Genomic DNA, 26,739 nt, shown 5'->3' with positions numbered 1-26,739 from the left:
ATGCGCTTCCTGTTCAAGACCGACTATGAGGACGACATCAAGCTGTTCCCGCATTCGGGCTATCTGGTCTCCTACGGCATCCTGCTCGCGCTGCTGTTGATCGCGCCCTATGTGCTCTCCAGCTATCTGATGAGCCAGCTCGTCTTCGTCTGCATCTATGCGATCGTCGGCGTCGCGCTGCTGATCCTCACCGGCTTTACCGGCCAGGCCTCGCTCGGCCACGCCGCATTCCTCGCCATCGGGGCCTACACGGCGGCATACTTGCAGAAGTACAACGTGCCGTTCCCGGTCTACTTCCTTGCCGCCGGAGGTTTGACCGGCATCATCGGCGCGATGGTCGGCTTTCCCGCCCTGCGCCTGACCGGCATCTACCTCGTCATCGCCACCATCTCCTTTGCCCTGATCGTCGAGGAGATCCTGGCGCGCTGGGAAAGCGTCACCCACGGCAACGAGGGCATGCGGGTGAAGACGCTGTCGCTGCTCGGCGTCACCGTCCCGCGCGACAGCCCCACCTTCTATTTCCTCTGCCTCTCAGTGCTGGTGCTGACCATCGTCGGCACGCTCAATCTGCTGCGCTCGCCGACGGGACGTGCCTTCGTCGCGATCCGCGACAGCGAGACGGCGGCGCGCAGCATGGGCGTCAACGTCGCGCTCTACAAGGTGAAGTCGTTTGCGATCTCGGCGGCGATCACCGGCTTTGCCGGCGTGCTGTTCGCCCACAAGCTCTCCTTCATCTCGCCGGAGATGTTCACGCTCCAGCTCTCGATCGAGTTCATCATCGTGATCCTGATCGGCGGCACCTTCAGCCTGCACGGCGCGGTGTTGGGCGCGATTTTCATCGTGATGATCGATCCGTTCCTGACCTATCTCAAGGACGACATGCCCGGCATGATCGCCGGGATCGCGGCGACGTTCGGCGCCGGCCCGGCCACCGCCGGCAACATTCAGTCGAAGGTCGCGGCCTTCGCCTCGCTCAACGGCCTCAAAGGCGCGATCTACGGCATCATCATCGTGCTGTTCGTGCTGTTCGAGCCGCTGGGTCTCTATGGCCGCTGGCTGAAGATAAAACTCTTCTTCCAGCTGTTCCCGCTCTACAAGCGCGCCACCTTCAAGCGGCAGAAGATCTACGTGAAGTCGGAGCGGAACCGATGAGCTATTTCCGCGCCGAGAATCTGTCGCTGCATTTCGGAGGGCTGAAAGCGGTCGACGCGGTCTCGTTCGCGGTCGAGAAGGGCGAGATCCTCTCGATTATCGGTCCCAACGGCGCCGGCAAGAGCTCGATCTTCAACCTGATCTCGCGGATCTACCGGCCGACCTCGGGCCGCATCTTCTTCGAGGATCAGGATATCACCGAAGAGCCGCCTTACGACATCGCCAAGCTCGGCATCGCCCGCACCTTCCAGAACATCGAGCTGTTCGAGAACGCGACCGTGCTCTCCAACCTCCTGGTCGGCCGTCACCGGCACTCGACCACGCAGCTCTGGCAGGAGCTCTTGTTCCTGCCGAGCGTGCGGGCCAACGAGAAGGTGCACCGCCGCAGGGTCGAGCAGGTCATCGAGTTCCTCGATCTCGAACCCTATCGCGACAAGCTGATCTCCGGCCTGCCCTATGGCGTGCGCAAGGTGATCGAGCTGGCGCGCGCGCTGTGCTCGGAGCCGAAGCTGATCCTGCTCGATGAGCCGTCGTCCGGCCTCAATGTCGAGGAGACCGACGACATGTCGTTCTGGATCCGCGACATGAAGAGCGAGCTCGGCGTCACCGTGCTGATGGTCGAGCACGACATGTCGCTGGTCAACCGCGTCTCCGATCGCGTCATCGCGCTCAATTACGGCCGCGTGCTGGCGATGGGCTCGCCCGCCGACGTCCAGCAGCACCCCGACGTCGTCGCCGCGTATCTGGGAGCTTGACGCATGGACGCCGCTGTCACGCCCGAGATCATCCTGAAACTCTCCAACATCGAGAGCTATTACGGGCCGATCATGGCGATCCGCGGCATCTCGCTGGAGGTGCCGCGCGGCCGCATCGTCACCCTGCTGGGGGCCAATGGCGCCGGCAAGACCACGGTGCTGAAGACCATCTCGGGCATTCTCGATCCGCAGAAGGGCTCGATCGAATTCCTGGGCAGGCCGATCCAGCGCATGGAGGCCGACCGGATCGTGCGGCTGGGCCTCAGCCACGTGCCGGAGGGGCGCGAAGTGTTCCCGTTCCTCTCGGTGCGCGAGAACCTGATGATGGGGGCCTATCCGCGCAAGGACCGTGATGGCGTCGCGGAGGATCTCGACCGCGTCTATGGTTACTTTCCGCGGCTGAAGGAGCGCATCAACCAGCCCGCCGGCCAGCTCTCCGGCGGCGAGCAGCAGATGCTCGCGATCGGACGCGCGCTGATGAACCGGCCGACGCTGCTGCTGCTCGACGAACCCTCGCTCGGCCTGTCGCCGCTGCTGGTGAAGGAGATCTTCACCATCATCCGCCGCGTCAACGAGGAGCAGGGCATGTCGATCCTGCTGGTCGAGCAGAACGCCAAGGTGGCGCTGGAGACGGCGCATTACGGCTACGTGCTGGAGATCGGCCGTATCGTCATGAACGACACCTGCGACCGCTTGATGCATTCCCAGGACATCCAGGAGTTCTACCTTGGCGCCAAGGAAGCGGGCGCGCGAGGCGAGCGGCGCTGGAAAAAGAAGAAGACGTGGCGGTGAGGAAGAGCTGGCAGTAAGATGAGCTCGCCATCCGCAATAGAGACCGCCGGCAAGGCAGGCAGCGGAGGCAGGCGACAAGGAGGAGACGTGCATGGCCCGACCGGCGGTGCTGACGGTCGCTGATACGATCGCGAAGAGCTTCTTGCGCGCTGCGGAGACGCGGGGCGATCGGCCTGCCATCCGCGAGAAGAAATTCGGCATCTGGCAGCCGACAAGCTGGCGCGAATGGCTGGCGATATCGAAAGAGATCGCCTACGCGCTTCATGCGACCGGCTTCATGCCCGGCGATGTCGCCTCCATCATCGCCAACGCCGTGCCGGAATGGGTCCATGCCGACATGGGCATCCTGTGCGCCGGCGGCGTCGCTTCGGGCATCTACCCGACCGATGCGTCGTCCCAGGTCGAATATCTGGTCAACGATTCCCGGACGAAGGTGATCTTCGCCGAGGACGAGGAGCAGCTCGACAAGATCCTCGCTTGCCGCGCGCGCTGCGCGAGCCTGCAGAAGATCATCGTGTTCGACATGGAGGGCCTCAGCGGCAACTCCGACGACATGGTGATGTCGCTCGACGAGTTTCGCGCGCTCGGCCGCAATCACATGGTCGGCCGCGAGGCGCTGTGGCAGGAGATGATCGACAGCCGCAGCGCCGGCGATCTCGCGATCCTGGTCTATACGTCCGGCACCACCGGTCCCCCCAAGGGCGCGATGCACGCCAACCGCAGCGTCACGCACCAGATGCGTCACGCCAATGACTTCATCCCGGCGCAGGAGGACGAGGACAGGCTGATCTTCCTGCCGCTGTGCCACGTCGCCGAACGCATCGGCGGATACTACATCTCGGTCGCTCTCGGCTCGGTGATGAATTTCGCCGAGAGCCCGGAAACCGTGCCGGACAATTTGCGCGAGGTGCAGCCGACCGTCTTCCTCGCGGTCCCCCGCATCTGGGAAAAGTTCTATTCCGCCATCACCATCGCGCTGAAGGATGCGACCCCGCTGCAGCAATGGGTCTATCGCCGCGCCATCGGCATCGGCTACCGCATGGTCGATTACCGGATCGAGGGCAAGCCGCCGCCGCTGTCGTTGCGCCTCGCAAGCCGGATCGCCTACCGGCTCGCATTCCGCAACATCCGCCGCATGATCGGGCTCGATCGCTGCCGCGTCGCCTTCACCGGCGCAGCGCCGATCGCGCCGGAGCTGATCCGCTGGTATCTCGCGCTCGGCATCGACATGCACGAGCTCTACGGCCAGACCGAGAATTGCGGCGTCGCCACCATGATGCCGGCGACGCGGATCAAGCTCGGCTCGGTCGGCACCGCCGTGTCCTGGGGCGAAGTCGCGCTGTCGCCCGAGGGCGAGATCCTGATCAAGGGCGACTTCCTGTTCATGGGCTATCTCAACCAGCCGGAAAAGACGGCGGAAGCGATCGATCAACGCGGCTGGCTGCACACCGGCGACGTCGGCACCATCGACAACGAGGGCTTCGTCCGGATCACCGACCGCATGAAGGACATCATCATCACCTCCGGCGGCAAGAACGTCACGCCGTCCGAGATCGAGAACCAGCTCAAGTTCTCGCCCTACATCTCCGATGCCGTCGTGGTCGGCGACAAGCGGCCGTATCTGACCTGCCTCGTGATGATCGACCAGGAGAACGTCGAGAAGTTCGCCCAGGATCATGACATTCCCTTCACCAATTACGCGAGCCTGTGCCGGGCGACGGAGATTCAGGATCTGATCGGGCGCGAGATCGAGCAGGTCAACGGCAATTTTGCCCGCGTCGAGACCATCAAGAAGTTCTACCTGATCGAGCGCCAGCTCACCCCGGAGGACGAGGAGCTGACCCCGACCATGAAGCTGAAGCGCGGCTTCGTGAACAAGCGCTACGCCGCCGAGATCGAGGCGATGTATCGCGAGCGCGCGGTTGCTTGAGCATGATCCGGAGGATCATGCTCAAGAGAGATGGATTTGAGAAAACGGCGAAGGCTTGAGAGGCCCGATCCTTCGCTCAACACGGGCCACTGAAGGAGGAGACTGCAATGTCGAAATCGCTGAAGGCGCTGGGCCTGGCGGTGAGCGCCCTTGCGCTGACCTGTCTGCCGGCCACCGCTCAAACCAAGGTCACCAATGAGGGCATCTCGGCATCCGAGATCGTCATCGGCACGCATCAGGACCTGTCGGGGCCGATCAAGGGCTGGGGCGTGCCGGTCTCCAACGGCATGAAGATGGCGGTCGAGGAGATCAACGCGGCGGGCGGTGTCCAGGGTCGCAAGATCAAGCTTGTAGTCGAGGATAGCGGCTACGATCCGAAGAAAGCCGTGCTGGCTTCGCAAAAGCTGATCGAGCGCGACAAGATTTTCGCGATGGTGGGACCAATGGGATCGCCGACCGTGCTCGCTGCGCAGGATATCCTGCTCGACGCCGGCGTGCTTCAGCTCTTCCCGCTTACGGCGGCCGAGTTCACCTTCAAGTTCGATGCGGCCAAGCCGCAGGAGCGGCTGAAGTTCAACAACCTCCTGCCCTATGTCGAGAGCACGCGCGCAGCGCTCAAATACATGATTGAGGCAAAGAATTTCAAGAAGCCGTGCATCATGCATCAGGATGACGAGTACGGAAAAAATGTGCTCGATGGTTTTAACCAGCAGCTCGCCGCCATGAAGGTGCAGCCGGCCTCGATCACGAGCTACAAGCGCGGCGCCTCCGACTTCTCGGCGCAGGTCGCCAAGATGAAGTCCGACGGCTGCGACCTCGTCGTGCTCGGCGCGGTCCTTCGTGAGCCTATCGGCACCATGACCGAGGCCAGGAAGCTCGGCTGGGAGGTCACCTTCCTCGGTGCCACGCCCGTCAACGTGCTCGAAGTGCCGGCGCTCGGCAAGGAAGTGGTGGAAGGCTTGTATGCCGCTTCGAACTTCGAAATTCCCTACGAGGACACCGCGAAGGGAAAGGTGAAGGACTGGCTCGTCAATTACAAGAAGATGTTCAACGCCGACGCCAACACTCAGGCGATCATCGGCTACAATGCGGTGATGACGTTTGCGCATTATGCCAACAAGGCTGGCAAGGATCTCACTGGCCAGAAGATGCTCGACGCGCTGGAGTCCGGCGACAAGTTCCAGGATATCTTCAATTCGCCGCCGACCGTGTTCTCGAAGACCAACCATCTCGCCACCACCGTCACCCAGGTGCAGCAGGTGAAGAACGGCCGTTGGGTCCTGGTGAAGGACAATCTGATGTTTTGATGCGGACTCTCTCGCGGCGAGTTCAGTGCACCCTCTCCCCTTGTGGGAGAGGGTGGCTCGCCGCGTCGAGCCGGGTGAGGGGTCTCTATCCTCACGAATAGTCTAGCGTGTGGAAAGAACCCCTCATCCGTCGCGCTCGCGCGCGCCACCTTCTCCCACAAGGGGAGCAGGAAGAAGTGCCTACGATCCCCCGCTCGCCGTCCCCGAATTCACCGGGGCCAGTTCGTCCTCCCTGCAGCGCCAGCCGTCGGCGGCTTTGACGAACGCAAAAGTGCGCTGGATCCTCAGGCGACGCGTCACGTTGAAGGCTTCCGCCGAGCGCTCCTTGTTGGCGGCGCTCGGCTGCGGAAGACCCGTCCTGGCGTCCCAGCAGGTGCCGGTGCAGCTGGATGCGACCTTGCTGCACATGGTGAAGGGCGCCAGCACCGCCATCTCGATTTCGCCGGTGACCTGCGCCTCCTGCTCGGTCACCTGGCTGTCGAGCGCGTAGACGCGGTTGATGCGGAGGAAGCTGCCGCACGAATTGGCCGCATGGATCCGCGCCGCGCAGAAGTCGACAGCATCGGTGTCGGGGATGCGGGCCGCGACTTGCCGGCCGAACACCTTCTTGGGATCGCCCTTCGCCGCGCGGATGTCGTCGGCTTTGTGCTTCAAATGATCGGCGAGGCAATCCTCTGCGGATTCGAGCTCCTGGAGCGGCACGTTCTCCTTGCCGACCAGATTGCATTTGCGATCGCGCTCTCGTGTCCACCTGCCATATTCGGCGAAGGCAAAGCGCGCTGCGGTCGGGTCCAGCTTGCCGATCAGGCCGAGCACCTGGCCATTGAGCTCCGTTTCGGCAAGTGCCAGCGACGGGTCCGCACAAATCACCGCGCCCGCCGCGGTGTTGGCTGCGAGGCAGTCGAAATCCGGATCGCGCAGGATCGCGGCGCGCTCCTCGGTCACCTTGAGCAGGCACGCCTTCACCCGCTCGAAATCATCAGTGCGGATCGCGGTCTGGCCGACGATGCCGCAGCCGAGATTGCGCTGGCGGATCCAGATCGCATTCTCCTCGATCGCGGGAAGGCGATCGGGCAGGCGGGCGAGCCGCGCCTCGATCGCGGTGTTCAGCTTCTCGGCGGCGGCGGCAAGCGTGGCATCACCGCAGAACAATTGATTGCCGGGGTCGCGAATCTGCTGGCAGTTGTTCCTGGCGAACAGCGGCAGCCGATCGGCGATGGAGCGGTCGGACTGCGCTGACGCGGGTAAGGCGAGCGCCAGCAGCGCAATCACAGTCAGCACGATGAACCGCATTCCCGTCGCCCCCGCAAAGCCGTGGCCATGCTAGCCGCCCGGATCGCGTGGTGGAATGAGTTTTTGGTGAACGGAGGTTCGTAGCCTGGATGGAGAGAAGCGTAATCCGGGACTCGTACGACAAGCGACAGCGGCCCCGGATTGCGCTGCGCTCCATCAGCGCGCCTCGGCGGCGACCATCGAAACCTGCATCGGTTCGTCGACATATTTCATCACGGCCGACTGATGGAGCGCGAACAGCGGCTGGTAGCTCCGCGCAGCGTCGTCCTCGACCATCGCCATGCGGCGGTTGTCGAGCATCAGCCAGCGGCCGTCGAGGCGCGCGGCGACAACCGCGTGCTCTTCGCCGGCCCTGACGTCGCGCACCACGAGGATGCGGAGGTCCTCAGGCGCCACGCCCGCCAACCGCAGCGCGGCCAGCTTGGCGATGGCATAGTCCTCGCAGTCGCCGGCGCCGCGCGCGAAGGTCGCTAGCGGCGAGCTCCAGACGTCGTCGATGCCGTCATTGGCGGCCCGGATGGCAAGGTTGATGGCGCGGTTGGTCTCGCCGAGCCGCGCGCGGCCGTCGCGGGCTCGGGCCTGGTCGACGATGGCGAGCAGCTTCAGGGCCGCCGGCGAAGCGCAATTGTCCCGGTCACCGTCGCATAACGCGAGCTGCACCATGTCGCCGTCGAGCTTGTCTTTCAGCGCGAGCCATTTCTGTTGCAGGCTGCCGGCGGAGATGGCGAAGGCGAACACGCCGAACGGCTCGGCGGATTTGCGCACGAGCAGGCCTGCGCCCGGCGACAGCAGCGTGCCGGCGCGAAGCTCGGCGGCTGATCCGAGCAGGACCAATCCGCACAGGACAAGGATTGCGCGCCAGGCGCGCGAGCGAGCAGCGGTCTCCATCTGACATCCCCTTCCCGAGCTTCGCCAGATCCCCCTCGACCTGAACGTGCCGGGCTTTGTTGCTTTCGCGGAGATAGTGCGAGACGGGCCGTTTTGTTCTGCTTAACGCGCCCGGCTGGGGTTCCAAAACCGGGGAACAGCCTGAAATGGACCTGCCCAAATTGCGTAAAATTTTACGATTCGCCGGCTAGGAGGTGTCCGGCTGCCGCGAAATGGAGCCAATTGCAGACGCAGGTTGTGGGGAGTGCCGAATCTGGGTCCTATGGCTAACGCCCCCCTATTTCATGGGGTTCTGTTAGTTAGGTCACAGATTTAACTCCGTATTTGCCGCAGGATGCCGCGGAACCTCGCGAAGGAAAGATGACGCAAGTATCTGTTTCGTTACTATGCGTCAGATTACTTTGGATGACTGGAAATGCGTGGAAACAGGCCGAACTCGACTTCCGAATATTTGAGAGATTACTTTCGCTTCTCTGTAGCGGCGCCAAGCCGTGGGGCCTCTTGGGGCCAAGTGATGCGAAATCACACAAGCAATAGATGGTATCGCTAAGGACTTGCTAATGCTATGCAAGCTTAGGCGGTCGATACTTACTTAAATTTTAACCCTTTTTACGGTGCCCGGTTGAACTACGCTGGCCAATTTGACGCCGCGATTTCCTTGGACGGCCAGGGTTCCCGTTCGCCCGCGGGCAGTCATGTCGATTCCTTTACGGCGAAGGCGCATGGTCACGTGCCTGAGGGCGCGTTCGTTGTTCCCGACCCCAACCTGATCTTCAACGGCGAATTCAAGCGCACGGGTCTCGATCTCGTGTTGTCCCACGAGGGTCACGAATTCGTCGTTCACGATTATTTCAGGGGCGAAAAGCGTGCCGCGCTGGCCTCACCCGACGGCGCCCATCTCACCGGCGAAATCGTCAACGCGCTCACGGGCCATGTCCAGGTCGCTCAAGCCGCCCCCGGCGGCGCTGCCGCGGCCCAGGTCATCGGCCACGTCACCAAGCTCGTGGGCAGCGCGACCGCGATCCGCAACGGCGTCTCGGTCATCCTGAACAACGGCGACAACGTCGAGAAGGGTGACGTGGTCTCGACCGGCGCGGATTCCACGCTCGGCATCACCTTCATCGACGGTACCGTGTTCGGCCTGTCCTCGAATGCGCGGATGGTGCTGAACGAGATGGTCTACGACCCCAACGGGTCGAGCAATTCCTCACTGCTCAGCCTGGTCGCCGGCACCATCACCTTCGTCGCCGGCGAGACCGCCAAGCACGGCGACATGAAGATCGACACGCCGGTCGCCACCATGGGCATCCGCGGCACCGCCGTGCTGACCCAGATCAACTTCGTCGTTCCCGCCGGCGGCGGCGATCCGCAGCCGCAGGCGAGCTTCCAGGTGCTGGTCGAGCCGAACGGCACGACGGGCTCCTACATCCTGTTTGACAAGGTCACGCTGCTGCCGATCGCGACGGTCAACCAGGCCGGCCAGATGATCCAGATCAGCGGCGGCAACGTCTCGATCTCCAATGCGCTGATGTCGCCGGACGTTCAGAAGCTGATCACGGACGTGTTCACGCTGAAGTTCACCGACAACAACACCAACACCAAGCTGACCACGAACTTCACCGACACGCTCACGCCGATGAGCCTGGACGTCGTGTTCAAGTCGGGGGGCGGCGCCGTCGCGACCGCGACATTCGTCAATCTCAATCCGCAGGGATCGGAGGCGCCCGGCACGTCCGCGCCGCCCATCGTGCGTATCCCCGGCCAGCCGATTGTGCAAAGCTTCGACGCCGGCGGCAACGTGAAGACGGCGTTCGCGCTGACCGAGCGTGCTGACGCGACCGGCGACACGCATTCCGATACGATTTCCGGCCTGATCAGGTTCGTCGATCAAAACCTCGGCGACCGGCCGACGGTGAGCATCAGCCTCGCCGAAGCGCCGAACTACGTCTACAAGGACGCCGGCCAGCACGACGTCACCGGCTCGCTCTCGGCGCTCCAGAAGCAGGACATCGCGGCGACCCAGATCCAGATCAACGTCGCTCCCGATGCCGGCAACAACAACAACGGCTCGGCAGTCTGGACGTACACGATTCCCGACAAAGTCTTCGACTTCCTCGCCGCCGGCGAAACGCTGACGCTGACCTATATGGTCCGCGTCGACACCAATTTCTCAGTCAATCCCGAGTCCAGGCTCATCCCGATCACCATTACGGTCACGGGAACGAACGACAAGCCCACCGTCACGACGTTGGGCGGAACCGTGATCGAAAAGGTCGGAACGGGCAACGAGGCTCTGGATACCATCACGGGCACCGTCACCTTCACCGATGTCGATCTGACGGACCGCCCGATCGTGAGCGCGGCGCTCTCGTCGACCCAGCCGTTCAAATATCTCGACGCGCAAGGCCACGACATCACGTCGACGCTGACGCCGCAGCAGCTCGCGGCGATCGCCGCCGTCGAGGTGCCGCTGACCGTGGTACAAGGCGCGGGAAACGGCAACAACGGTTCGGCCACTTGGACCTACAGCGTTCCCGACCATCTGTTCGATTTCCTCGCCAAAGGCGAGAAACTGACGCTCAACTACGTGGTGCAGGTCGATGACGGGCACGGCGGTGTCGTCAGCACGCCGGTTACCGTGTCCATCAACGGTGCGGACGTCAATGTCGAGGGCACCAACGACGTGCCGACGATCGTCGAAGATCTGACCACGCCGACCGGTGCGGTGACCGAGGATACGGCGGCCACGCTCGCCGCCAACGGCACCATCACATTCAACGATCCTGATCTCACGGATACGCACACCGCGAGCTTTTCACTGAAGTCGACGATTTCGACCGCGCATCTGCCGGGCTTCAGCGACGGCACCTCGCATATCGGCACGTTCGCGCTAGCCCCGGTGGTTGAAAGCCCGGGCGCCAGCTCCCGCGGGTCAGTGGGCTGGACCTTCACGCTCGACGACAACGACCCGGTGCTCCAGTCGCTGGCCGAAGGGCAGACCATCACGCAGGTCTATACTGTCAGGATCGACGACCATCACGGTGGGACGGTCACCCGGGACGTCACGGTCGTCATCACCGGCAAGAACGACGCGCCGACAGTCACCAGCGGTGCCGCGGCGGCGACAGGTCATGTCGTCGAGGACGCGGACCTGACGCTGTCGATCGGCGGTACGCTGGCCATCCAGGATCTCGACCTGATCGACACCCATGCGGCGCAGGCGGTGTTCAAGTCGTCGTCCATCAGCTCGGCTCTGCCGGGCTTCGATGCCGACAGCACGCACATCGGTACGTTCACGATCGATCAGTCGGTGCTCGAGTACAACTCCGACACGAGCAATGGCGCGACGCTGGGTTGGCACTTCAGCCTCGACAACAGCAATGCAATGCTGCAGTCGCTGGCGCAGGGCCAGACCATCACGCAGGTCTATACCGTTACCTTCGACGATCATCATGGCGGTACCGTCAGCGAGGACGTCACCGTCACGATCACGGGCGTCAATGATGCACCGACGATCACGAGCGATGCCGCCGCAGCGACGGGCGCGGTGACCGAGGATGAGAGCGCCTCGCTCACAGCCGACGGCATCCTGGCGATCCAGGATTTGGACCTGACCGACACCCACACGGCGGCGTGGTCGTTCAAATCTTCGTCGGTCAGCTCGAACCTGCCGGGCTTCGGGACCGGCTCGCATATCGGCACCTTCACGATCGATGCGGTGTCCGAATCCAGCACTGACGGTAACAACGGTGCGACGTTGGGCTGGCACTTCACGCTCGACAACAACGATCCCGTGCTGCAGTCGCTCGCGGAAGGGCAGACCATCACCCAGGTCTACACCGTGACGTTCGACGACCAGCACGGCGGCAAGATCAGCCAGGACGTCACCGTCACGATCACCGGCACCAACGATGCGCCGACCGTCTCCTACGCCACGTCGGACGACATGGGCTTCGACGGCCACACCATCGCGGTCGGCGCCGCGCCGACGGTCGCCACTGATGACGTGACGCTGGACGGCCGGGTGAACTGGAACGGCGGCGCCGAGGCTGGTCACGGCCAGATCCTGTTCTACAACGGCAACACCTCGACGACGGGCTTTGGCCTGCTCGGCACGGTCAATGCCAACGGCACGATGGAGCTGCAGATCCTCGCGGGCGGCGTCCAGATCGCCGATACCGGCGTGGCAATCGCCGCGTCACAGTGGCACAACATCGCGCTGACCCGCGAGAACGGCACCTTCTCGCTCTATCTCGACGGCCATCTCGAATATTCGCAGGCATGGTCGGTCAACCCGATCGACGGCAGCCCGTCGAATCCGTCGCACTCCTACATGATGATCGGCGGCGCGAGCGAGCCGGGTGCGGCGGGCTTTGGCTCGGAAGGCTTCTTCGGCTCGATCGCCGACGTCAGCGTCTGGACCGACGCGCTGACGCAGGTTCAGATCCAGTCGATCGATTTCACCGCGCTCAGCGGTCACGAGACGGATCTGGCCGCGTACTATCAGCTCGGCGGCGGCAGCGGCAACACGGTCGCCAATTCGGTCAACCCCGCCCAAAGCCTCGACATCGACCTTGCCGACCTCAAGGAAACCAATGAGGGCCTGGACACTCACGGCGTGCTGACGGTTTCCGACGTCGATGCGACCGATCACGTCACGGTGTCGGTCAGCCACGTGCAGGCCTATCTCGACGGCGTGCTGCAAACGGACAGCGTCGGCGGGCTGTCGAATGCCGACCTCCTGGCGGATCTCACTGTCCCCTCGGGCTACATCCTCGACGGTACCGCGACTCATACGCAGTTCACCTGGAACTTCAATTCGCACGGACAGGCGTTCGATTTCCTCGGCGCCGGCCAAACGCTGTCGCTGCAATACACGATCGTTCCGGCCGATGGTGTCGGCGCGGGCACCGGTGCAGCCGTCACCGTCAACATCGCCGGCAGCAACGACGCGCCGACGCTCGCAGATCTCCACATCGGTCCGCTCTCGGACACGGCTGCTGCCGACACTTTCTGCGATCTGACCGGGACGTTGGCGGGCAACGATGTCGACACCGGCGAGACGGCGACGCTGACCTATGCCGTCATCAATGCGGATCACCACGCGGCCACGACAGCTGGCGGACTCTACGGGACGCTGACGGTCAATCCCGATGGCAGCTACAGCTACGTTCCGAACGCCGCCGCGATCAACGCGCTGACCGACGGCTCCTACGCGGATATCTTCACGGTCCAGACCACGGATGTGCACGGTGCAACCGGCACGGCCACGCTCACGGTCGACGTGAGGGGCGCGAACGAGGCCGGCGGCCCGGTCATCGACACCGGGAGCTTCCAGGTCGAGCACATCATCGAGAACAGCAACGACATCATCACTGATCTCGTCGTCGCCGATACCGATGCAGGCGCAGCTGCGGATACGTTCACCGTCACGCTGTCGACGGCGCATCCGGACGCCAGCAGCGTCTATTTCGCTCCGATGACGGGTTCACTCGACGCAATCAACGCGGGCCTCGCGAGCGGCGGTACTGGCGTCGTCTACGATCCGACAGGCGCCAGCGCCGAGGACTACCCGCAGCCGCCCGTGACCGACCGGGTCACCCTGACCGTCGCCGATTCGGCCGGCCACTCCGACACGGTCAACTTCATCTTCGTCGCGGGAGCGAGCAGCCAGGATATCATTCTGGCAGGCGCCAACGGCAAGGACGTCATCTTCGCGACGGATTCGAGCGACACGCTGATTGGCGGCGGCGCCAAGGACCAGTTCGTGTTCGCGCCGACGTCGTCGCAGACCGCGGTTCAGCACACCGTGAATGACTTCGAGACCGGCCTCGACAAGATCGACCTGCGGCAGTTCACCAGCATCACGTCTTGGACGCAGGTTTCGCAGCACGCGGCGCAGCAGGGCGTCGATACCTTGCTGACGCTCGACAGCAACGACAAGATTCTCCTGAAGAACACAGTCGTCGGCAATCTCCACGCCAGCGACTTCATCGTTCATTCCTGACGCTTGGGCGCGTCGATCGTCGGTATCTGCGATCGGCCCTGCCATTGATCGTCAATGCATGATATTCCACCAGCATGAAACGTCTCAAGATCCTGCGGCGGTGGTTTGCACGGAAGCTGGGCTTTGCGCGGCTGATGTGCCTTGCGCTGCTGGTCATGTTCGCCGGCGCGCGCCTGTGGGATCCGCTGCCGATCCAGGAATTGCGGCTGCGCACCTTCGACATGTTCCAGCTGATCGACCCGCGCCACAAGGCATCGCGGCCGGTCGTCATCGTCGACATCGACGACAAGAGCCTCGCCAGGCTCGGGCAGTGGCCGTGGCCGCGCACGCGCATCGCCGACCTGATCCAGAACCTCACCGATAGCGGCGCGGTGGCGATCGGCTTCGACGTGGTGTTCTCGGAGCCCGACCGGCTCAACCCGGAGCTGGTCGCGAGCCAGATGCGCTATCTGGACGACGCCACCCGCGCCAAGCTGCGCGAACTGCCGAGCAATGACCAGGTCCTCGCCGACGCGATCAAGCGCTCGCGGGTGGTGCTGGGAGAAACCGGGCTTCCAGAGGTCCTGTCCGAGCTCGATAAATCGCTTCCGTTCACGGGCGTGGCCACGCTCGGGGAGGAGGGCGCCGAGCGCTTCCTGTTCGAATTCCCCGGCCTGCTCCGCAACGTGCCGATCATCGAGAAGATCGCGGCCGGTCGCGGCCTGTTCTCGATCCGGACCGAGCGTGACGGATTGATCCGCCGCGTGCCGATGATCATGCGCGCCCAGGGCAACATCATGCCCTCGCTCAGCCTCGAGATCCTGCGTGTCGTCACGGGAACGCCGACCCTGCTGGTCCGCACGGACAAGGCCGGTATCAGGTCGATCCGCCTCAAGGGCCTGGAAGTTCCGACCGACAAGAACGGTCAGCTCTGGGTGCACTATGCCCGCCGGGATCCTTCGATCTACGTGTCCGCGGTCGACGTGCTCGACAACAGCCTGCCGCCTTCCAGGTTCGCCGGCAAGCTGGTGCTGGTCGGTACCTCCGCGGGCGGATTGAACGACATCAAGACGACGCCGGTGTCACGGGCCATGCCGGGGGTCGAGATCCACGCCCAGGTGCTGGAGAGCGTGCTGAGCGGCGCGGTGATCTCGCAGCCGAATTATGCGCTCGGCGTCGAATTGCTGGCCGCGCTCGTCATCGGCCTGCTCGTGATCATCTTCACGCCGAATCTCGGCCCTGTGCGCCTCGTGCTCGCGGGTGCGACCTTCGCTGCGATCCTGGTCGGCGTGTCCTGGTTCTTCTACGCGCAGTACCGCTACCTCATCGATTTCACCTATCCGCTGCTCTCGACCACTGCGGTCTATCTGACGCTGATCTTCGCGAGCTTCGTGCGCGAGCAGCGCCAGCGCGTGCAGATCCGCGGGCAGTTCGCGCAATACATGTCGCCGGTTCTGGTCGAGCAGCTGGCGCAGTCGCCGGAAAAGCTCGTGCTCGGCGGCGAAGAGCGCGAGATGACGATCATGTTCTCGGACGTGCGCGGCTTCACCACGATCTCGGAAAGCTACAAGCAGGACCCGCAAGGCCTGATTGCGCTGATGAACCGCTTCCTGACGCCGCTCACCGACGTGATCATCGAGCGGAAGGGCTACATCGACAAGTACATGGGCGACGCCATCATGGCGTTCTGGAACGCGCCGCTCGACGATGCCGAGCACGAGGTCAACGCCTGCGAGGCCGCGATCCAGATGCTGGAGCAGATCGACGCGGTCAACAAGGAGCGCGAGCAGGAATCCGCCGACGGCGGTCATGTCTACATTCCGCTCAATGTCGGCATCGGCCTCAACACCGGCATCGGCGTGGTCGGCAATATGGGATCGGACCTGAAGAAGAATTATTCGGTGCTCGGCGACAGCGTGAACCTGGCTTCACGCCTGGAAGGCCAGTCGAAGGAATACGGCTTCCCGATCATCGTCGGATCCAGGACCGCGCTTGCCGCCAAGGACAAGTTCGCGATCCTCGAGCTCGACTTCATCATGGTCAAGGGCAAGACCGAGCCGGAGGTGATCTACGCTATCGCCGGGCGCGAGGACGTGATGCACTCAGGCGCCTTCCAGCGCCTGCGCAACATCACCATCGAAATGCTCGGCTGCTACCGCGGCCGCGACTGGCAGGGCGCACTCGATGCGATCGAACGCGGCCGTCGCAGCGAGGATGCCGACACGCTGGAAAAGCTGTTCAGGCTCTACGAGGCGAGGATCAGGGATTTTCAGATCAACCCGCCGCCGGAGGGTTGGAGCGGGGCGTATGCGCTGCTGACGAAGTAGTGGGGAGGCGTTGTTTGCGTTGCCAGCGCCTCAAATTCGCTGTCGTCCCCGCGAACGCGGGGACCCATAACCCCAGGGAGTGGTTGCCGCGCGAGATTGGCAACCACGAGTCTTCGTCAAACGACTCCCTGTGGTTATGGATCCCGGGTCTGCGCTGGCGCTTGCCCGGGACGACAGTGGTGGTTGATACGGCAGCTTGGCTCAAACGCCAGCGACGTCCATCAACTCTCGTAGGGTGGGCAAAGGCGCGTTAGCGCCGTGCCCACGATCCTGCTCCGCAATGCCGAGGTGGTGGGCACGCTTCGCTTTTCCCACCCTACGACACCTGGGTTTGCCGCTCACTCCATCCCGATCGTCGTCAGATCCTGAAACCAATGCTGCGCCTGCACGAACTGCTTGATCTTCGGCGACAGCGCGTGCGGGTTGGTATCGTGTACGACCCAGACCAACGTGGCGTCGTCCACGATCAGCGCGTGCGCCTGGGCCAGCAACTCGTCCTGTTTGGCGCTATCGAATGTCTGCTTGGCCTCGTCGATCAGAGCATCCACCTTCGGGTTCTTGTAGCCGCCCCAGTTGACCCCCACAGGCGCGATCTGGCCCGAATGGAAGAAGCGGACGATCGCGTAGAGCGGGTCCGAGGTGACATAGGCGATGTTGTTGGCGGTGATGCCGGCGTTGATCTCGTCGGCCGCGCCCTTGCGCCAATGCGTATATAATGTCTCGAGCTCGACCACTTTGAAGTCGATGTCGATGCCGATCTCCTTAAAACTCTGCTGCAGGAATTCGTTCATCGGCAGCGACAGCATCTGGCCGGTGCCGCCCTGTGCGATGATGAAGGTGGCCTTCAGTGGTTTCGCCTTGGAGTAGCCGGCCTCCTCGACCAGCTTCTTCGCCGCAGCCAGATCATATTTCAGCTCGAAGCCCGGCTTGCCGAACCACGGGCTGGACGGGTCGACCTGGCCCTTCGCGGGCTTGGCGAGGCCATTCATCAGCCCGACCACGGCGTCGCGGTCGATCGCAAGGTTCAGCGCCTTGCGCAGGCGGATGTCGGTCCAGGGGGAGCCCGGCAGCACGCTGAGATGATAATTCCAGACATGCGGTGTGACGTTGTCGACGAGCTTCATGCCGGCGGCTTTCAGCTGCGGCACGGCATCCGGCGCCGGCGTCTCGATCAGATCGACTTGCCCCGCCAGCAGCGCGTTGGTGCGGGTCAGCGCTTCCGGCATCGGCACCAGCACGATCTTGTCGGCCTTGGGAATGCGCTTCTTGTTCCAGTAGTCCGGGTTCTTGCTGAGTTCTGCAAGCTCGCGCGGCACCAGCTTCGTCAGCTTGAACGGGCCGGTGCCGGAGGGCTGGCTCGCGAACTTGTCCCAATCCTTGCCGAGCTTGTCGTACTGCGCCGGGCTCGACACCAGGAACCACAGCATCTGATAGGGAAAGAAGGAATCGACCGTCTTGGTGGTGATCTCCACGGTGAAATCGTCGATCTTGGCGTAGCTCGCAACGGAGGGGAGGCGGGTCTTCACCTGCGCGCTCTGGCGCTTGTCGAATTGCGGCGCCTTGTCGTTGAGCACCTTGTCCAGATTCCAGATCACGGCGTCGGCGTTGAACTCGCTGCCGTCGTGAAACCTCACGCCCTTGCGCAGCGTGAAGCGCCATTTGGTCTTGTCGGCATCATCGACCTTCCACTCGGTCGCAAGCCCCGGCACCAGCTTGCCGGGCCGGTCGGCGACGTCCATCTCCCAGGCCACTAAGGGATCGTAGATCGTGTAGGCCGTGAACTGATAGGCGCCGGCGCCGCGATCGGGCTGACCCGTGGTGAGCGGAATGTCCGCCATCGAGATGCCGTAGCGCACCACGGTTTCGGCGCGCGCCGAGATTGCGGACAACGCCAGTGCAAGCACGGCGAGACAAATCGATAGACGAACACGCATGGCCCAGAGCTCCCAGGGGATTTCGAGACCGAACTTGCAATCTTGATGCCAGAATAGGCAGCGCGGCGCGTGGACCCGCCTGCGACCTACAAGGACTTGTCGTCGCAGGGCCAAATCGCAGAATAAGTTTCTCTTTGGCATAGCCATTGCATACGATTGCATCAAAAATAGTCATCGAAGCCGGAAAGGGATTGAGGCGATGCTTACTAAGAAGAACACGCGCGCGGCATGGATCGCGGTGCTCGCTCTAGCGACGGCGGCTGCATGGCCGCGTGAGGCCAGCGCCGACACCGTGCTGCGCATCGGCATGACCGCTGCCGATATTCCGCGCACGCTTGGCCAGCCCGATCAGGGTTTTGAAGGCAACCGCTTCACCGGCCTCACCATGTACGACGCGCTGACCGGCTGGGACCTGTCCTCCGCCGAGAAGGCGAGCGTGGTGATTCCCGGCCTTGCCACCGAGTGGAAGGTCGACGATGCCGACAAGACCAAGTGGGTTTTCAAGCTGCGCCCTGGCGTGACCTTCCACGATGGCTCCCCGTTCAACGCGGATGCCGTGGTGTGGAACGTCGAGAAGGTGTTGAAGCAGGACGCGCCGCAGTTCGACGCCAGCCAGGTCGGCGTCACGGCCTCGCGCATGCCGACGCTGGCCTCCGCCAGGAAGATCGACGACATGACGGTCGAGCTCACCACCAAGGAGCCCGACAGCTTCCTGCCGATCAACCTCACCAATTTGTTCATGGCGAGCCCGGCGAAGTGGCAGCATTTCTATGACAAGGCCGAAGGCGCCGACGCCAAGGCCAAGTCGCAGGCGGCATGGACGGCGTTTGCCAAGGACGCTGCAGGCACCGGCCCGTGGAAGATGGCGAGCTTCACGCCGCGCGAGCGGCTAGAGCTCGTCAAGAACGCGAGCTATTGGGACAAGGCGCGCGTGCCCAAGGTCGACAAGATGGTGCTGTTGCCGATGCCGGAAGCCAACGCCCGCACCGCGGCGCTGCTCTCCGGTCAGGTCGACTGGGTTGAGGCGCCGGCGCCGGACGCACTGCCCGAGCTCAAGCAGCGCGGCTTCAAGCTCTACGCCAACGAGCAGCCGCATGTCTGGCCGTGGCAGTTCTCCCGCGTCGAGGGCTCGCCCTGGAACGACATCCGCGTGCGCAAGGCCGCCAACCTCTGCGTCGATCGCGAAGGTCTCAAGGACGGCCTGCTCGCCGGCCTGATGGTGCCGGCCACCGGCACCTTCGAGCCCGGTCATCCCTGGCGCGGCAAGCCGAGCTTCGAGATCAAGTATGACAAGGCGGCTGCGCAGAAGCTGATGCAGGAGGCGGGCTTCGGCCCCAACAAGAAGCTGACGGTCAAGACCCAGACCTCCGCCTCGGGTTCGGGCCAGATGCAGCCCTTGCCGATGAACGAGTATCTCCAGCAGGCCCTTGCCGAATGCTACTTCGATGTGCAGCTCGACGTCATCGAATGGAATACGCTGTTCACGAACTGGCGCCGCGGCGCCAAGGATCCGTCGGCCAACGGTTCGCACGCGACCAACGTGACCTACGCGGCGATGGATCCGTTCTTCGCCCTGGTGCGCTTCCTGCAATCGGGCATGGCGCCGCCGGTCTCGAACAATTGGGGTTTCATCAACAATCCCAAGTTCGACGAGCTGGTGAAGAAGGCCCGCCAGACCTTCGATCCCGCCGCGCGCGACGCCGCGCTCGCCGAGCTGCACGCGGCCTCGGTCGACGATGCCGCCTTCCTCTACGTCGCCCACGACGTCGGCCCCCGCGCGATGAGCCCGAAGGTGACCGGCGTGGTGCAGCCGAAGAGCTGGTTCATCGACTTCTCGCTGGTGTCGATGAAGTAGTTCGCGCCACACGAACAGTGCACCCTCTCCCCTTGTGGGAGAGGGTGGCTTCGCGACAGCGAAGCCGGGTGAGGGGTCTCTCTCCGCGAGTGACCCTCTCGCTCATTCGATAATGCTGTATCCGCGGATAGATACCCCTCATCCGGCGCTTCGCGCCACCTTCTCCCACAAGGGGAGAAGGAAGAAAGAAGACCAGTGCTCGCCTATATCGCCAGACGCATCGTCTACGTCGTCCCGATCGTCATCAGCGTCGCGCTGGTGTGTTTCCTGCTCGTGCACATCACGCCGGGCGATCCGCTGGTCGCGGTGCTGCCGGCCGATGCCTCGCAGGAACTCGCCGCGCAGCTCCGTGCCGCCTATGGGTTTGACCGCCCGCTGCCGGTGCAGTTCGGCTTGTGGCTGATGCGCGCGCTGCACGGCGATCTCGGCAATTCCATCGCGACGGGGCGCCCCGTGCTCGCCGAGGTCATGCGCGCCGTCAGCAACACCGTCACGCTGGCGATTGCCGCCGCGATCATCGGCTTCACCATGGGCATCCTGCTCGGCCTGATCGCCGGCTATTTCCGCGAGACCTGGATCGACAAGCTCGCGACGTCCTTTGCCATCGCGGGCGTGTCGGTGCCGCATTACTGGCTCGGCATGGTGCTCGTCATCATCTTCTCGGTGCAGCTGAACTGGCTGCCCGCGGTCGGCGCCGGGCCCGGCGGCTCCGCCACCTGGGCCTGGGACTGGGCGCACCTGCAATACCTCGTGCTGCCCGCGATCACGACATCGGTGATTCCCATGGGTATCGTCACCCGCACGGTGCGCGCGCTGACCGGCGACATCCTGAGCCAGGATTTTGTCGAGGCCCTGCGCGCCAAGGGGCTGCATGAGCGCGGCGTGTTCCGCCACGTCATCAAGAACGCCGCGCCCACCGCGCTCGCGGTGATGGGGCTTCAACTCGGTTATATGCTCGGCGGCTCGATCCTGATCGAGACCGTGTTCTCCTGGCCGGGCTCGGGCTTCCTGCTCAACTCGGCGATCTTCCAGCGTGATTTGCCGCTGCTGCAGGGCACGATCCTGATCCTGGCGCTGTTCTTCGTCTTCCTCAATCTCATGGTCGACATCGCGCAAGCCGCGATCGATCCGCGCATCAAGCGGGGCTAGTGGGATGAGGTGCCACACACTCAGTGTCGTCCCGGCGAAGGCCGGGACCCATAACCCCGGTAAGCGGTTGTGGGACGAGACGGCCACGACGAGTCTTCGCCAAATTACATTTCGTGGCTATGGGTCCCGGCTTTCGCCGGGACGACGATGGAAATTGCGGCGATGAGCGAGCTTCCGTTGTCTGCCACCGCCGATGCCGCGCTGCAGGCCGCACCCGCCACCAAGGCGCGCGGTTATTGGGCGACCGTCGGCCGCCGCATCCGGCGTGACAAGGTCAGCATGGCATGCGCGCTGGTGCTGCTGCTGATCTTCCTGTCCGCGATCCTCGCACCGTGGCTGGGTCTGGAAGATCCCTACAAGGGCTCCATGATCCGCCGCCTGCGCCACATCGGCACCGTTGGCTACCCGCTCGGCACCGACGAACTCGGCCGCGACATGCTGGCACGGCTGATCTACGGCGGGCGGCTGTCGCTGGTCATCGGCATTCTGCCCGTGATCCTCGCCTTCTGCATCGGCACCTCGCTGGGCCTCGTCGCCGGCTATGTCGGCGGCAAGCTCAACACGGCCATCATGCGCACGATCGACGTGTTCTACGCCTTTCCCTCCGTGCTGCTGGCGATCGCGATCTCCGGCGCGCTGGGCGCCGGCATCCTCAATTCCATCGTGTCGTTGACGGTCGTGTTCGTGCCGCAGATCACCCGCGTCGCCGAAAGCGTCACCACCGGCGTGCGCAACATGGATTTCGTCGAGGCCGCGCGCGCCTCCGGCGCCGGGCCCTTCACCATCATGCGCGTGCACATCCTCGGCAATGTGCTCGGCGCGATCTTCGTCTATGCGACGAGCCTGATCTCGGTCTCGATGATCCTGGCGGCCGGCCTTTCTTTCCTCGGTCTCGGCACCAAGCCGCCGGAGCCGGAATGGGGGCTGATGCTCAACACCTTGCGTACCGCGATCTACGTCAATCCCTGGGTCGCCGCATTGCCGGGCGCGATGATCTTCGCCGTCTCGATCTGCTTCAACCTGCTTTCGGACGGCCTGCGGAGCGCCATGGACATCAGGAACTAGCCATGAGCGAGAGCAACACATCCGTCGAAATGCTCGAGCCGGTCGAAGACCGCGGCGGCGTCGCGCAGCCGTTGCTTCAGGTCAACGGACTGACAAAGCACTTTCCCGTTCGCGGTGGATTGTTTGCCGCGAAGCGCACCGTGCGCGCCGTCGACAACGTCTCCTTCGCCGTCGCCAAGGGCGAGACCGTCGGCATCGTCGGCGAGTCCGGCTGCGGCAAGTCCACCACCGCGCGCCTGCTGATGCATCTGATGCCGCGCGACACTGGCGACATCATCTATGACGGCATGACCGTCGGCCAGTCGCTGAGCTTGCGCGAATTGCGCCGCGGCATGCAGATGGTGTTCCAGGACTCCTATGCTTCGCTCAATCCGCGCCTGACGATCGAGGAATCGATCGCCTTTGGCCCGAAGGTGCACGGCATGGGCGATGGCGCGTCACGGGCGTTGGCGCGCGAGCTGCTCGGCAAGGTCGGCTTGCGCCCCGAAAACTTCGCCAACCGCTATCCGCACGAGATCTCCGGCGGCCAGCGCCAGCGCGTCAACATCGCGCGCGCGCTGGCGCTGTCGCCGCGGTTGGTGATTTTGGATGAAGCGGTCTCCGCGCTCGACAAATCCGTCGAGGCGCAGGTGCTCAACCTGCTCGCCGATCTCAAGCGCGAGTTCGGGCTGACCTATCTCTTCATCAGCCACGACCTCAACGTCGTCCGCTACATCAGCGATCGCGTGCTTGTGATGTATCTTGGCGAAGTCGTCGAGCTCGGCCCGGTCGACCAGGTCTGGGACAACCCTGCGCATCCCTACACGCGCGCACTCCTGGCGGCGATGCCGTCGTCGGACCCCGACAGGCGCACCGAGCAACCGCCAATCACCGGCGATCCGCCCAACCCGATTGATCCGCCCCCGGGCTGCCGCTTCCACACCCGTTGCCCGTTTGCGGAGCCGCTCTGCGCAAATGCGACACCAAAGCTCACCGCGCTGGATAATATGGGCCACGAGGCCGCGTGCTACATGGCGATACCGGGTTCAGGCCACAGCCGCGCGCCCAGGGAGAAGACCGCATGACGAGACCGACACCGAAAGAGATCAAGCCGATCGCGCTGGTTGCCGGCGTCCCCGTCGATGACGAGATCGCGACGCGCATCTCCAATTCCATCGGACCTGCCTTCGAAGGCTTCGCGGCCATCGCCGGCACGCTGCCGTTCGACCTCGAGCCCGCGCTCTATCCGACCGTGCAGACGCAGAAGGTGTCGAAATGAGCACTGAGCCTGCATTGATGACGCTCACCGAGGTCGCGCGCGCGATCGCGATGAAGCAGGTGTCCTCGCATGAGGTGACGCGCGCGCTGTTGCACCGCATTGCGCAGTGGCAGCCGCATCTCAACGCCTTCATGTCGGTCGAGGCGGAGGCTGCACTGCATGCGGCGGAGGCCGCCGATTCCGATCTCGCCAAGGGCAATGTCCGTGGTCCGCTGCACGGCGTGCCGCTCGCGCACAAGGACATGTATTACGACGCAGGCCACGTCGCGACCTGCGGCTCGCTGATCCGTCGTGATTTCGTGCCGACCGTGACCTCCACGGCGTTGCAGCGGTTGAAGGATGCCGGCCAGATCAGGCTCGGCACGCTGCATCTGGCCGAATTCGCCTATGGTCCGACCGGGCACAACGCCCATTACGGCCCGGTGCGCAATCCCTGGAACGTCGCGCACATCACCGGCGGCTCGTCGTCGGGCTCCGGCTCGGCGGTCGCGGCGCGGCTGACCTATGGGGCGCTGGGCTCGGACACCGGCGGCTCCATCCGGATGCCCGCGCATTTCTGCGGCGTCACGGGGTTGAAGACCACCGTCGGTCGCGTCAGCCGGGCCGGCGCGATGCCGTTGTCGCAGTCGCTCGACACCGTCGGCCCGCTTGCCCGCACCGCCGAGGATTGCGCGCTGCTGCTGGCGCTGATGGCTGGGGCGGACCCTGCGGACTCGACCTGCAGCCACGAGCCGCTATCGGACTATGTCGGCGCCACCAAGGGCTCGCTGAAGGGCCTCAAGATCGGCGTACCCGCCTCGTTCTATGTCGACGATCTCGACAGCGAGGTCGCGCGCGTGCTGGACGAGACCATCGCCGTGCTCAAGCGCGAGGGCGCCGACATCGTCACGGTCGAGCTGCCGGACCAGCGGCAATTGTCCTCGGCGAGCCAGCTCGTGCTCGCCGCCGAAGCTGCCGCCTTCCACAAGCGCTGGATGATCGAGCGTCCGCAGGACTATGGCCCGCAAGTCCTGATGCGGCTGCAGAACGGTCTCGCCGTTCCCGCCATCACCTATCTCGAGGCGATGCGCTGGCGCGGCCCGGCGCTGGCCGCGCACAACGCAGCGACCTCGGACGTCGATGCCTTGATCGCGCCGGCCTCGCCGGTGCCGGCGCCGACGATCGAGGAGAGCGATGTCGGGGGCGGGCCGAACGCACCGGCCATGGTGCAGCGGCTGACGCTGTTCACCCGCCCGGTGAACTTCCTCGGCCTGCCGTCGCTCACCGTGCCCTCGGGCTTCACGAAAAGCGGCCTGCCGGTCGGCATGCAGCTGATCGGCCGCTCCTTCGACGAAGCGACCCTGCTCACCATCGGCGCCGCCTTCCAGCGCGTCACCGATTATCACGATCGATTGCCGAAACTGCCGTCATGACCAACCTCGTCGACATCTCGGGCCTCAACATCCGCTTCACCGGGGAGCGCACGGTCTACGCCGTGAACGATCTCAGTCTCTCGCTGGGCAACAGTGAGGTGTTGGGCCTGCTCGGCGAGTCCGGTTCGGGAAAGAGCGTGACCCTGCGTGCGCTGATGCGGCTGTTGCCGAAGAAGCGCACGCAGATTTCCGGCACGGTCAACGTCATGGGCCGCGACGTGCTCGCCATGAACGACGAGGAGCTGTCGTCCTTCCGCGGCCAGACCGTGTCGATGATCTTCCAGGAGCCGGCATTGGCGCTGGATCCGGTCTACACCATCGGGGCGCAGATCGCCGAAAGCGTCGTGCGCCACGAGGGCAAAAGCTACGCGGAGGGCAGGGCACGCGCACTCGAAATGCTCGAGGTCGTGCGCATTCCCTCCGCAAAACGCCGGCTCGACGCCTATCCGCACGAGATGTCCGGCGGCATGCGTCAGCGCGCCATGATCGCGCTGGCGCTGGCGTGCCGGCCAAAAATCCTGCTCGCGGATGAGCCGACCACCGCGCTCGATGCCACCGTGCAGATCCAGATCCTGCTCTTGCTGCGCGAGCTGCAGCGCGAGTTCGGCATGTCCGTCATCTTCGTCACCCACGACATCGGCGTCGCCATCGAGATCTGCGACCGTGTCGCGGTGATGTATGCCGGCCAGATCGTGGAGCAGGGCACGCTTCGCGACATCGTCCGCAGCCCGGTGCATCCCTATGCCAAGGGCCTGCTCGCCTCGACTATTCACGGCGCCAAGCGTGGCGCACGCCTCGAAACCATCCCCGGCACGCCGCCTTCGCTGGCCGAGAAACCCCACAACTGCTCCTTCGCCCCGCGCTGCGCCGTGGCGCAGCCCCGTTGCCTGGCGCAATTGCCTGCCAATGTGGCGGTCGGGCCGGGCCGGGCGGCGCGATGTGTGCTGGCGGAGCAGGCGGCGGCGGTGTCATAATATTTGAACGGCGCTGCAGCAGCGCTCCTTTCTTTGAAATTCCTCTACGGCAACACCGAGTTGTCACAGTTCACCGGCGACCGCAGGCAGAAGCCGTTCTACTTTGCATGGGGTTGTTTTCGACATTTTTGTCGAAGGCGGGTGAAGCGACTAGCATTCAGACGCCATTCATCCCGGTTCCCGTTCCATGCGGCCGTTCATGCAGAGGGACCAGATTTATGCACATTTCCAACGAAGGCCTGCTCGTCATCCTGTTCGTCGGCCTGGTGGCCGGCTGGCTCGCCGGCAAGGTGGTGCGCGGAACGGGGTTCGGGATCATCGGCGACATCGTGGTCGGCATCGCCGGTGCGCTGGTGGCGAGCTTCCTGTTTCCGAAGCTCGGCATTCGCCTCGGCACGGGCCTGGTATCCGAGATCGTCTATTCCGCCATCGGCGCGGTCATCCTGCTGCTGGTGGTACGGCTGGTGCGGGGCGGCGGCCGGTTCTAGCAGCCGCCCGGTTCGGTCGATCGGAACTAGCCGCCTCTCCAGGACCGGAAAGGGGCGGCGGCCACTGCACCAAAAAGCCGCAGAGACTGTGAAATACCGGACTTGCGTGCGGGGCCATCAGGGGTAGATGTGGGCCATCAGGGTTTTGGATGAACCCGGCTGCGTTGGACGCAG

The 26,739-nt window shown here is 64.1% G+C and carries 18 protein-coding genes; 15 read left to right on the top strand and 3 right to left on the bottom strand.

Translation table 11 applies throughout. The features are described 5' to 3' along the window. The 5 genes from XI03_RS26295 (at window position 1) to XI03_RS26275 (ending at window position 5,936) form a co-directional block, all read left to right on the top strand. Window positions 1-1,152 (top strand): branched-chain amino acid ABC transporter permease, encoded by a 1,152-nt coding sequence (locus XI03_RS26295; protein ID WP_271593710.1) that lies wholly within the window; start codon window positions 1-3, stop codon window positions 1,150-1,152. Next, a complete protein-coding gene (locus XI03_RS26290) occupies window positions 1,149-1,907 on the top strand; it encodes an ABC transporter ATP-binding protein (protein WP_038948840.1) in 759 nt (252 codons plus the stop codon). Before XI03_RS26295 ends, XI03_RS26290 begins: the two co-directional genes overlap by 4 nt. A gap of 3 nt (window positions 1,908-1,910) precedes the next feature. After that, the gene (locus XI03_RS26285; protein ID WP_028140672.1) at window positions 1,911-2,699 is read left to right on the top strand and encodes an ABC transporter ATP-binding protein; all 789 of its coding nucleotides are present in this window, start codon (window positions 1,911-1,913) and stop codon (window positions 2,697-2,699) included. 91 nt (window positions 2,700-2,790) lie between these two features. Then, complete coding sequence (locus XI03_RS26280; RefSeq protein ID WP_271593709.1) at window positions 2,791-4,629, top strand: AMP-dependent synthetase/ligase; 1,839 nt, start codon at window positions 2,791-2,793, stop codon at window positions 4,627-4,629. 107 nt (window positions 4,630-4,736) lie between these two features. Further along, complete coding sequence (locus XI03_RS26275; RefSeq protein ID WP_212245856.1) at window positions 4,737-5,936, top strand: ABC transporter substrate-binding protein; 1,200 nt, start codon at window positions 4,737-4,739, stop codon at window positions 5,934-5,936. Window positions 5,937-6,116: 180 nt separating this feature from the next. Here XI03_RS26275 and XI03_RS26270 read toward each other — a convergent pair whose 3' ends face one another. Both XI03_RS26270 and XI03_RS26265 read right to left on the bottom strand, forming a co-directional pair. After that, window positions 6,117-7,229, bottom strand: a complete 1,113-nt coding sequence (locus XI03_RS26270) for a lysozyme inhibitor LprI family protein (RefSeq protein ID WP_028140669.1) — start codon at window positions 7,227-7,229, stop codon at window positions 6,117-6,119. A 156-nt stretch (window positions 7,230-7,385) separates the two neighbouring features. Then, window positions 7,386-8,117 (bottom strand): transglutaminase-like cysteine peptidase, encoded by a 732-nt coding sequence (locus XI03_RS26265; protein ID WP_271593708.1) that lies wholly within the window; start codon window positions 8,115-8,117, stop codon window positions 7,386-7,388. Window positions 8,118-8,739: 622 nt separating this feature from the next. On the opposite strand from XI03_RS26265, the gene XI03_RS26260 reads away from it, so the two are divergent. Further along, the gene (locus tag XI03_RS26260; RefSeq protein ID WP_442869743.1) at window positions 8,740-14,124 is read left to right on the top strand and encodes a VCBS domain-containing protein; all 5,385 of its coding nucleotides are present in this window, start codon (window positions 8,740-8,742) and stop codon (window positions 14,122-14,124) included. A gap of 74 nt (window positions 14,125-14,198) precedes the next feature. Next, the gene (locus XI03_RS26255; protein WP_271593706.1) at window positions 14,199-16,430 is read left to right on the top strand and encodes a CHASE2 domain-containing protein; all 2,232 of its coding nucleotides are present in this window, start codon (window positions 14,199-14,201) and stop codon (window positions 16,428-16,430) included. A 338-nt stretch (window positions 16,431-16,768) separates the two neighbouring features. On the opposite strand, the gene XI03_RS26250 is transcribed toward XI03_RS26255, so the two are convergent. Continuing rightward, window positions 16,769-18,364 (bottom strand): ABC transporter substrate-binding protein, encoded by a 1,596-nt coding sequence (locus XI03_RS26250; RefSeq protein ID WP_271593705.1) that lies wholly within the window; start codon window positions 18,362-18,364, stop codon window positions 16,769-16,771. A gap of 199 nt (window positions 18,365-18,563) precedes the next feature. Here XI03_RS26250 and XI03_RS26245 point away from each other — a divergent pair, with 199 nt between their 5' ends. From XI03_RS26245 to XI03_RS26210, 8 genes are all read left to right on the top strand, one after another. Continuing rightward, entirely contained in the window at window positions 18,564-20,219 is a 1,656-nt protein-coding gene (locus XI03_RS26245) for an ABC transporter substrate-binding protein (RefSeq protein ID WP_271593704.1), read from the top strand. A 195-nt stretch (window positions 20,220-20,414) separates the two neighbouring features. Further along, window positions 20,415-21,368, top strand: a complete 954-nt coding sequence (locus XI03_RS26240; RefSeq protein ID WP_271593703.1) for an ABC transporter permease — start codon at window positions 20,415-20,417, stop codon at window positions 21,366-21,368. Between the two features lie 162 nt (window positions 21,369-21,530). Beyond that, window positions 21,531-22,433: an ABC transporter permease gene (locus tag XI03_RS26235; protein ID WP_008131747.1), complete on the top strand. Its 903-nt coding sequence runs from the start codon at window positions 21,531-21,533 to the stop codon at window positions 22,431-22,433. Window positions 22,434-22,435: 2 nt separating this feature from the next. Then, window positions 22,436-23,497 (top strand): ABC transporter ATP-binding protein, encoded by a 1,062-nt coding sequence (locus XI03_RS26230; RefSeq protein WP_271593702.1) that lies wholly within the window; start codon window positions 22,436-22,438, stop codon window positions 23,495-23,497. Beyond that, window positions 23,494-23,691: a hypothetical protein gene (locus XI03_RS26225; RefSeq protein WP_038948830.1), complete on the top strand. Its 198-nt coding sequence runs from the start codon at window positions 23,494-23,496 to the stop codon at window positions 23,689-23,691. Before XI03_RS26230 ends, XI03_RS26225 begins: the two co-directional genes overlap by 4 nt. After that, window positions 23,688-25,103, top strand: a complete 1,416-nt coding sequence (locus XI03_RS26220; protein ID WP_271593701.1) for an amidase — start codon at window positions 23,688-23,690, stop codon at window positions 25,101-25,103. The genes XI03_RS26225 and XI03_RS26220 overlap by 4 nt, the downstream gene beginning before the upstream one ends. Then, window positions 25,100-26,077, top strand: coding sequence for an ABC transporter ATP-binding protein (locus tag XI03_RS26215; RefSeq protein ID WP_271593700.1), 978 nt, complete (start codon window positions 25,100-25,102; stop codon window positions 26,075-26,077). Before XI03_RS26220 ends, XI03_RS26215 begins: the two co-directional genes overlap by 4 nt. A gap of 218 nt (window positions 26,078-26,295) precedes the next feature. Further along, window positions 26,296-26,565, top strand: a complete 270-nt coding sequence (locus XI03_RS26210; RefSeq protein WP_028140658.1) for a GlsB/YeaQ/YmgE family stress response membrane protein — start codon at window positions 26,296-26,298, stop codon at window positions 26,563-26,565. Window positions 26,566-26,739 lie beyond the last annotated feature (174 nt).

It is taken from the genome of Bradyrhizobium sp. CCBAU 65884, assembly GCF_028128835.1.
Taxonomy (GTDB): Bacteria; Pseudomonadota; Alphaproteobacteria; order Rhizobiales; family Xanthobacteraceae; genus Bradyrhizobium; species Bradyrhizobium ottawaense.
Note: the sequence above shows the minus strand (reverse complement) of the source record. Positions and strands in the feature narration are given on the sequence as shown.

Bases quoted from the DNA above. Each gene is read 5' to 3' on its own strand.
- XI03_RS26295 (WP_271593710.1), top strand. From the start codon at position 1: ATGCGCTTCCTGTTCAAGACCGACTATGAGGACGACATCAAGCTGTTC.
- XI03_RS26290 (WP_038948840.1), top strand. From the start codon at position 1,149: ATGAGCTATTTCCGCGCCGAGAATCTGTCGCTGCATTTCGGAGGGCTG.
- XI03_RS26285 (WP_028140672.1), top strand. From the start codon at position 1,911: ATGGACGCCGCTGTCACGCCCGAGATCATCCTGAAACTCTCCAACATC.
- XI03_RS26280 (WP_271593709.1), top strand. From the start codon at position 2,791: ATGGCCCGACCGGCGGTGCTGACGGTCGCTGATACGATCGCGAAGAGC.
- XI03_RS26275 (WP_212245856.1), top strand. From the start codon at position 4,737: ATGTCGAAATCGCTGAAGGCGCTGGGCCTGGCGGTGAGCGCCCTTGCG.
- XI03_RS26270 (WP_028140669.1), bottom strand. From the start codon at position 7,229: ATGCGGTTCATCGTGCTGACTGTGATTGCGCTGCTGGCGCTCGCCTTA.
- XI03_RS26265 (WP_271593708.1), bottom strand. From the start codon at position 8,117: ATGGAGACCGCTGCTCGCTCGCGCGCCTGGCGCGCAATCCTTGTCCTG.
- XI03_RS26255 (WP_271593706.1), top strand. From the start codon at position 14,199: ATGAAACGTCTCAAGATCCTGCGGCGGTGGTTTGCACGGAAGCTGGGC.
- XI03_RS26250 (WP_271593705.1), bottom strand. From the start codon at position 18,364: ATGCGTGTTCGTCTATCGATTTGTCTCGCCGTGCTTGCACTGGCGTTG.
- XI03_RS26245 (WP_271593704.1), top strand. From the start codon at position 18,564: ATGCTTACTAAGAAGAACACGCGCGCGGCATGGATCGCGGTGCTCGCT.
- XI03_RS26235 (WP_008131747.1), top strand. From the start codon at position 21,531: ATGAGCGAGCTTCCGTTGTCTGCCACCGCCGATGCCGCGCTGCAGGCC.
- XI03_RS26230 (WP_271593702.1), top strand. From the start codon at position 22,436: ATGAGCGAGAGCAACACATCCGTCGAAATGCTCGAGCCGGTCGAAGAC.
- XI03_RS26225 (WP_038948830.1), top strand. From the start codon at position 23,494: ATGACGAGACCGACACCGAAAGAGATCAAGCCGATCGCGCTGGTTGCC.
- XI03_RS26220 (WP_271593701.1), top strand. From the start codon at position 23,688: ATGAGCACTGAGCCTGCATTGATGACGCTCACCGAGGTCGCGCGCGCG.
- XI03_RS26215 (WP_271593700.1), top strand. From the start codon at position 25,100: ATGACCAACCTCGTCGACATCTCGGGCCTCAACATCCGCTTCACCGGG.
- XI03_RS26210 (WP_028140658.1), top strand. From the start codon at position 26,296: ATGCACATTTCCAACGAAGGCCTGCTCGTCATCCTGTTCGTCGGCCTG.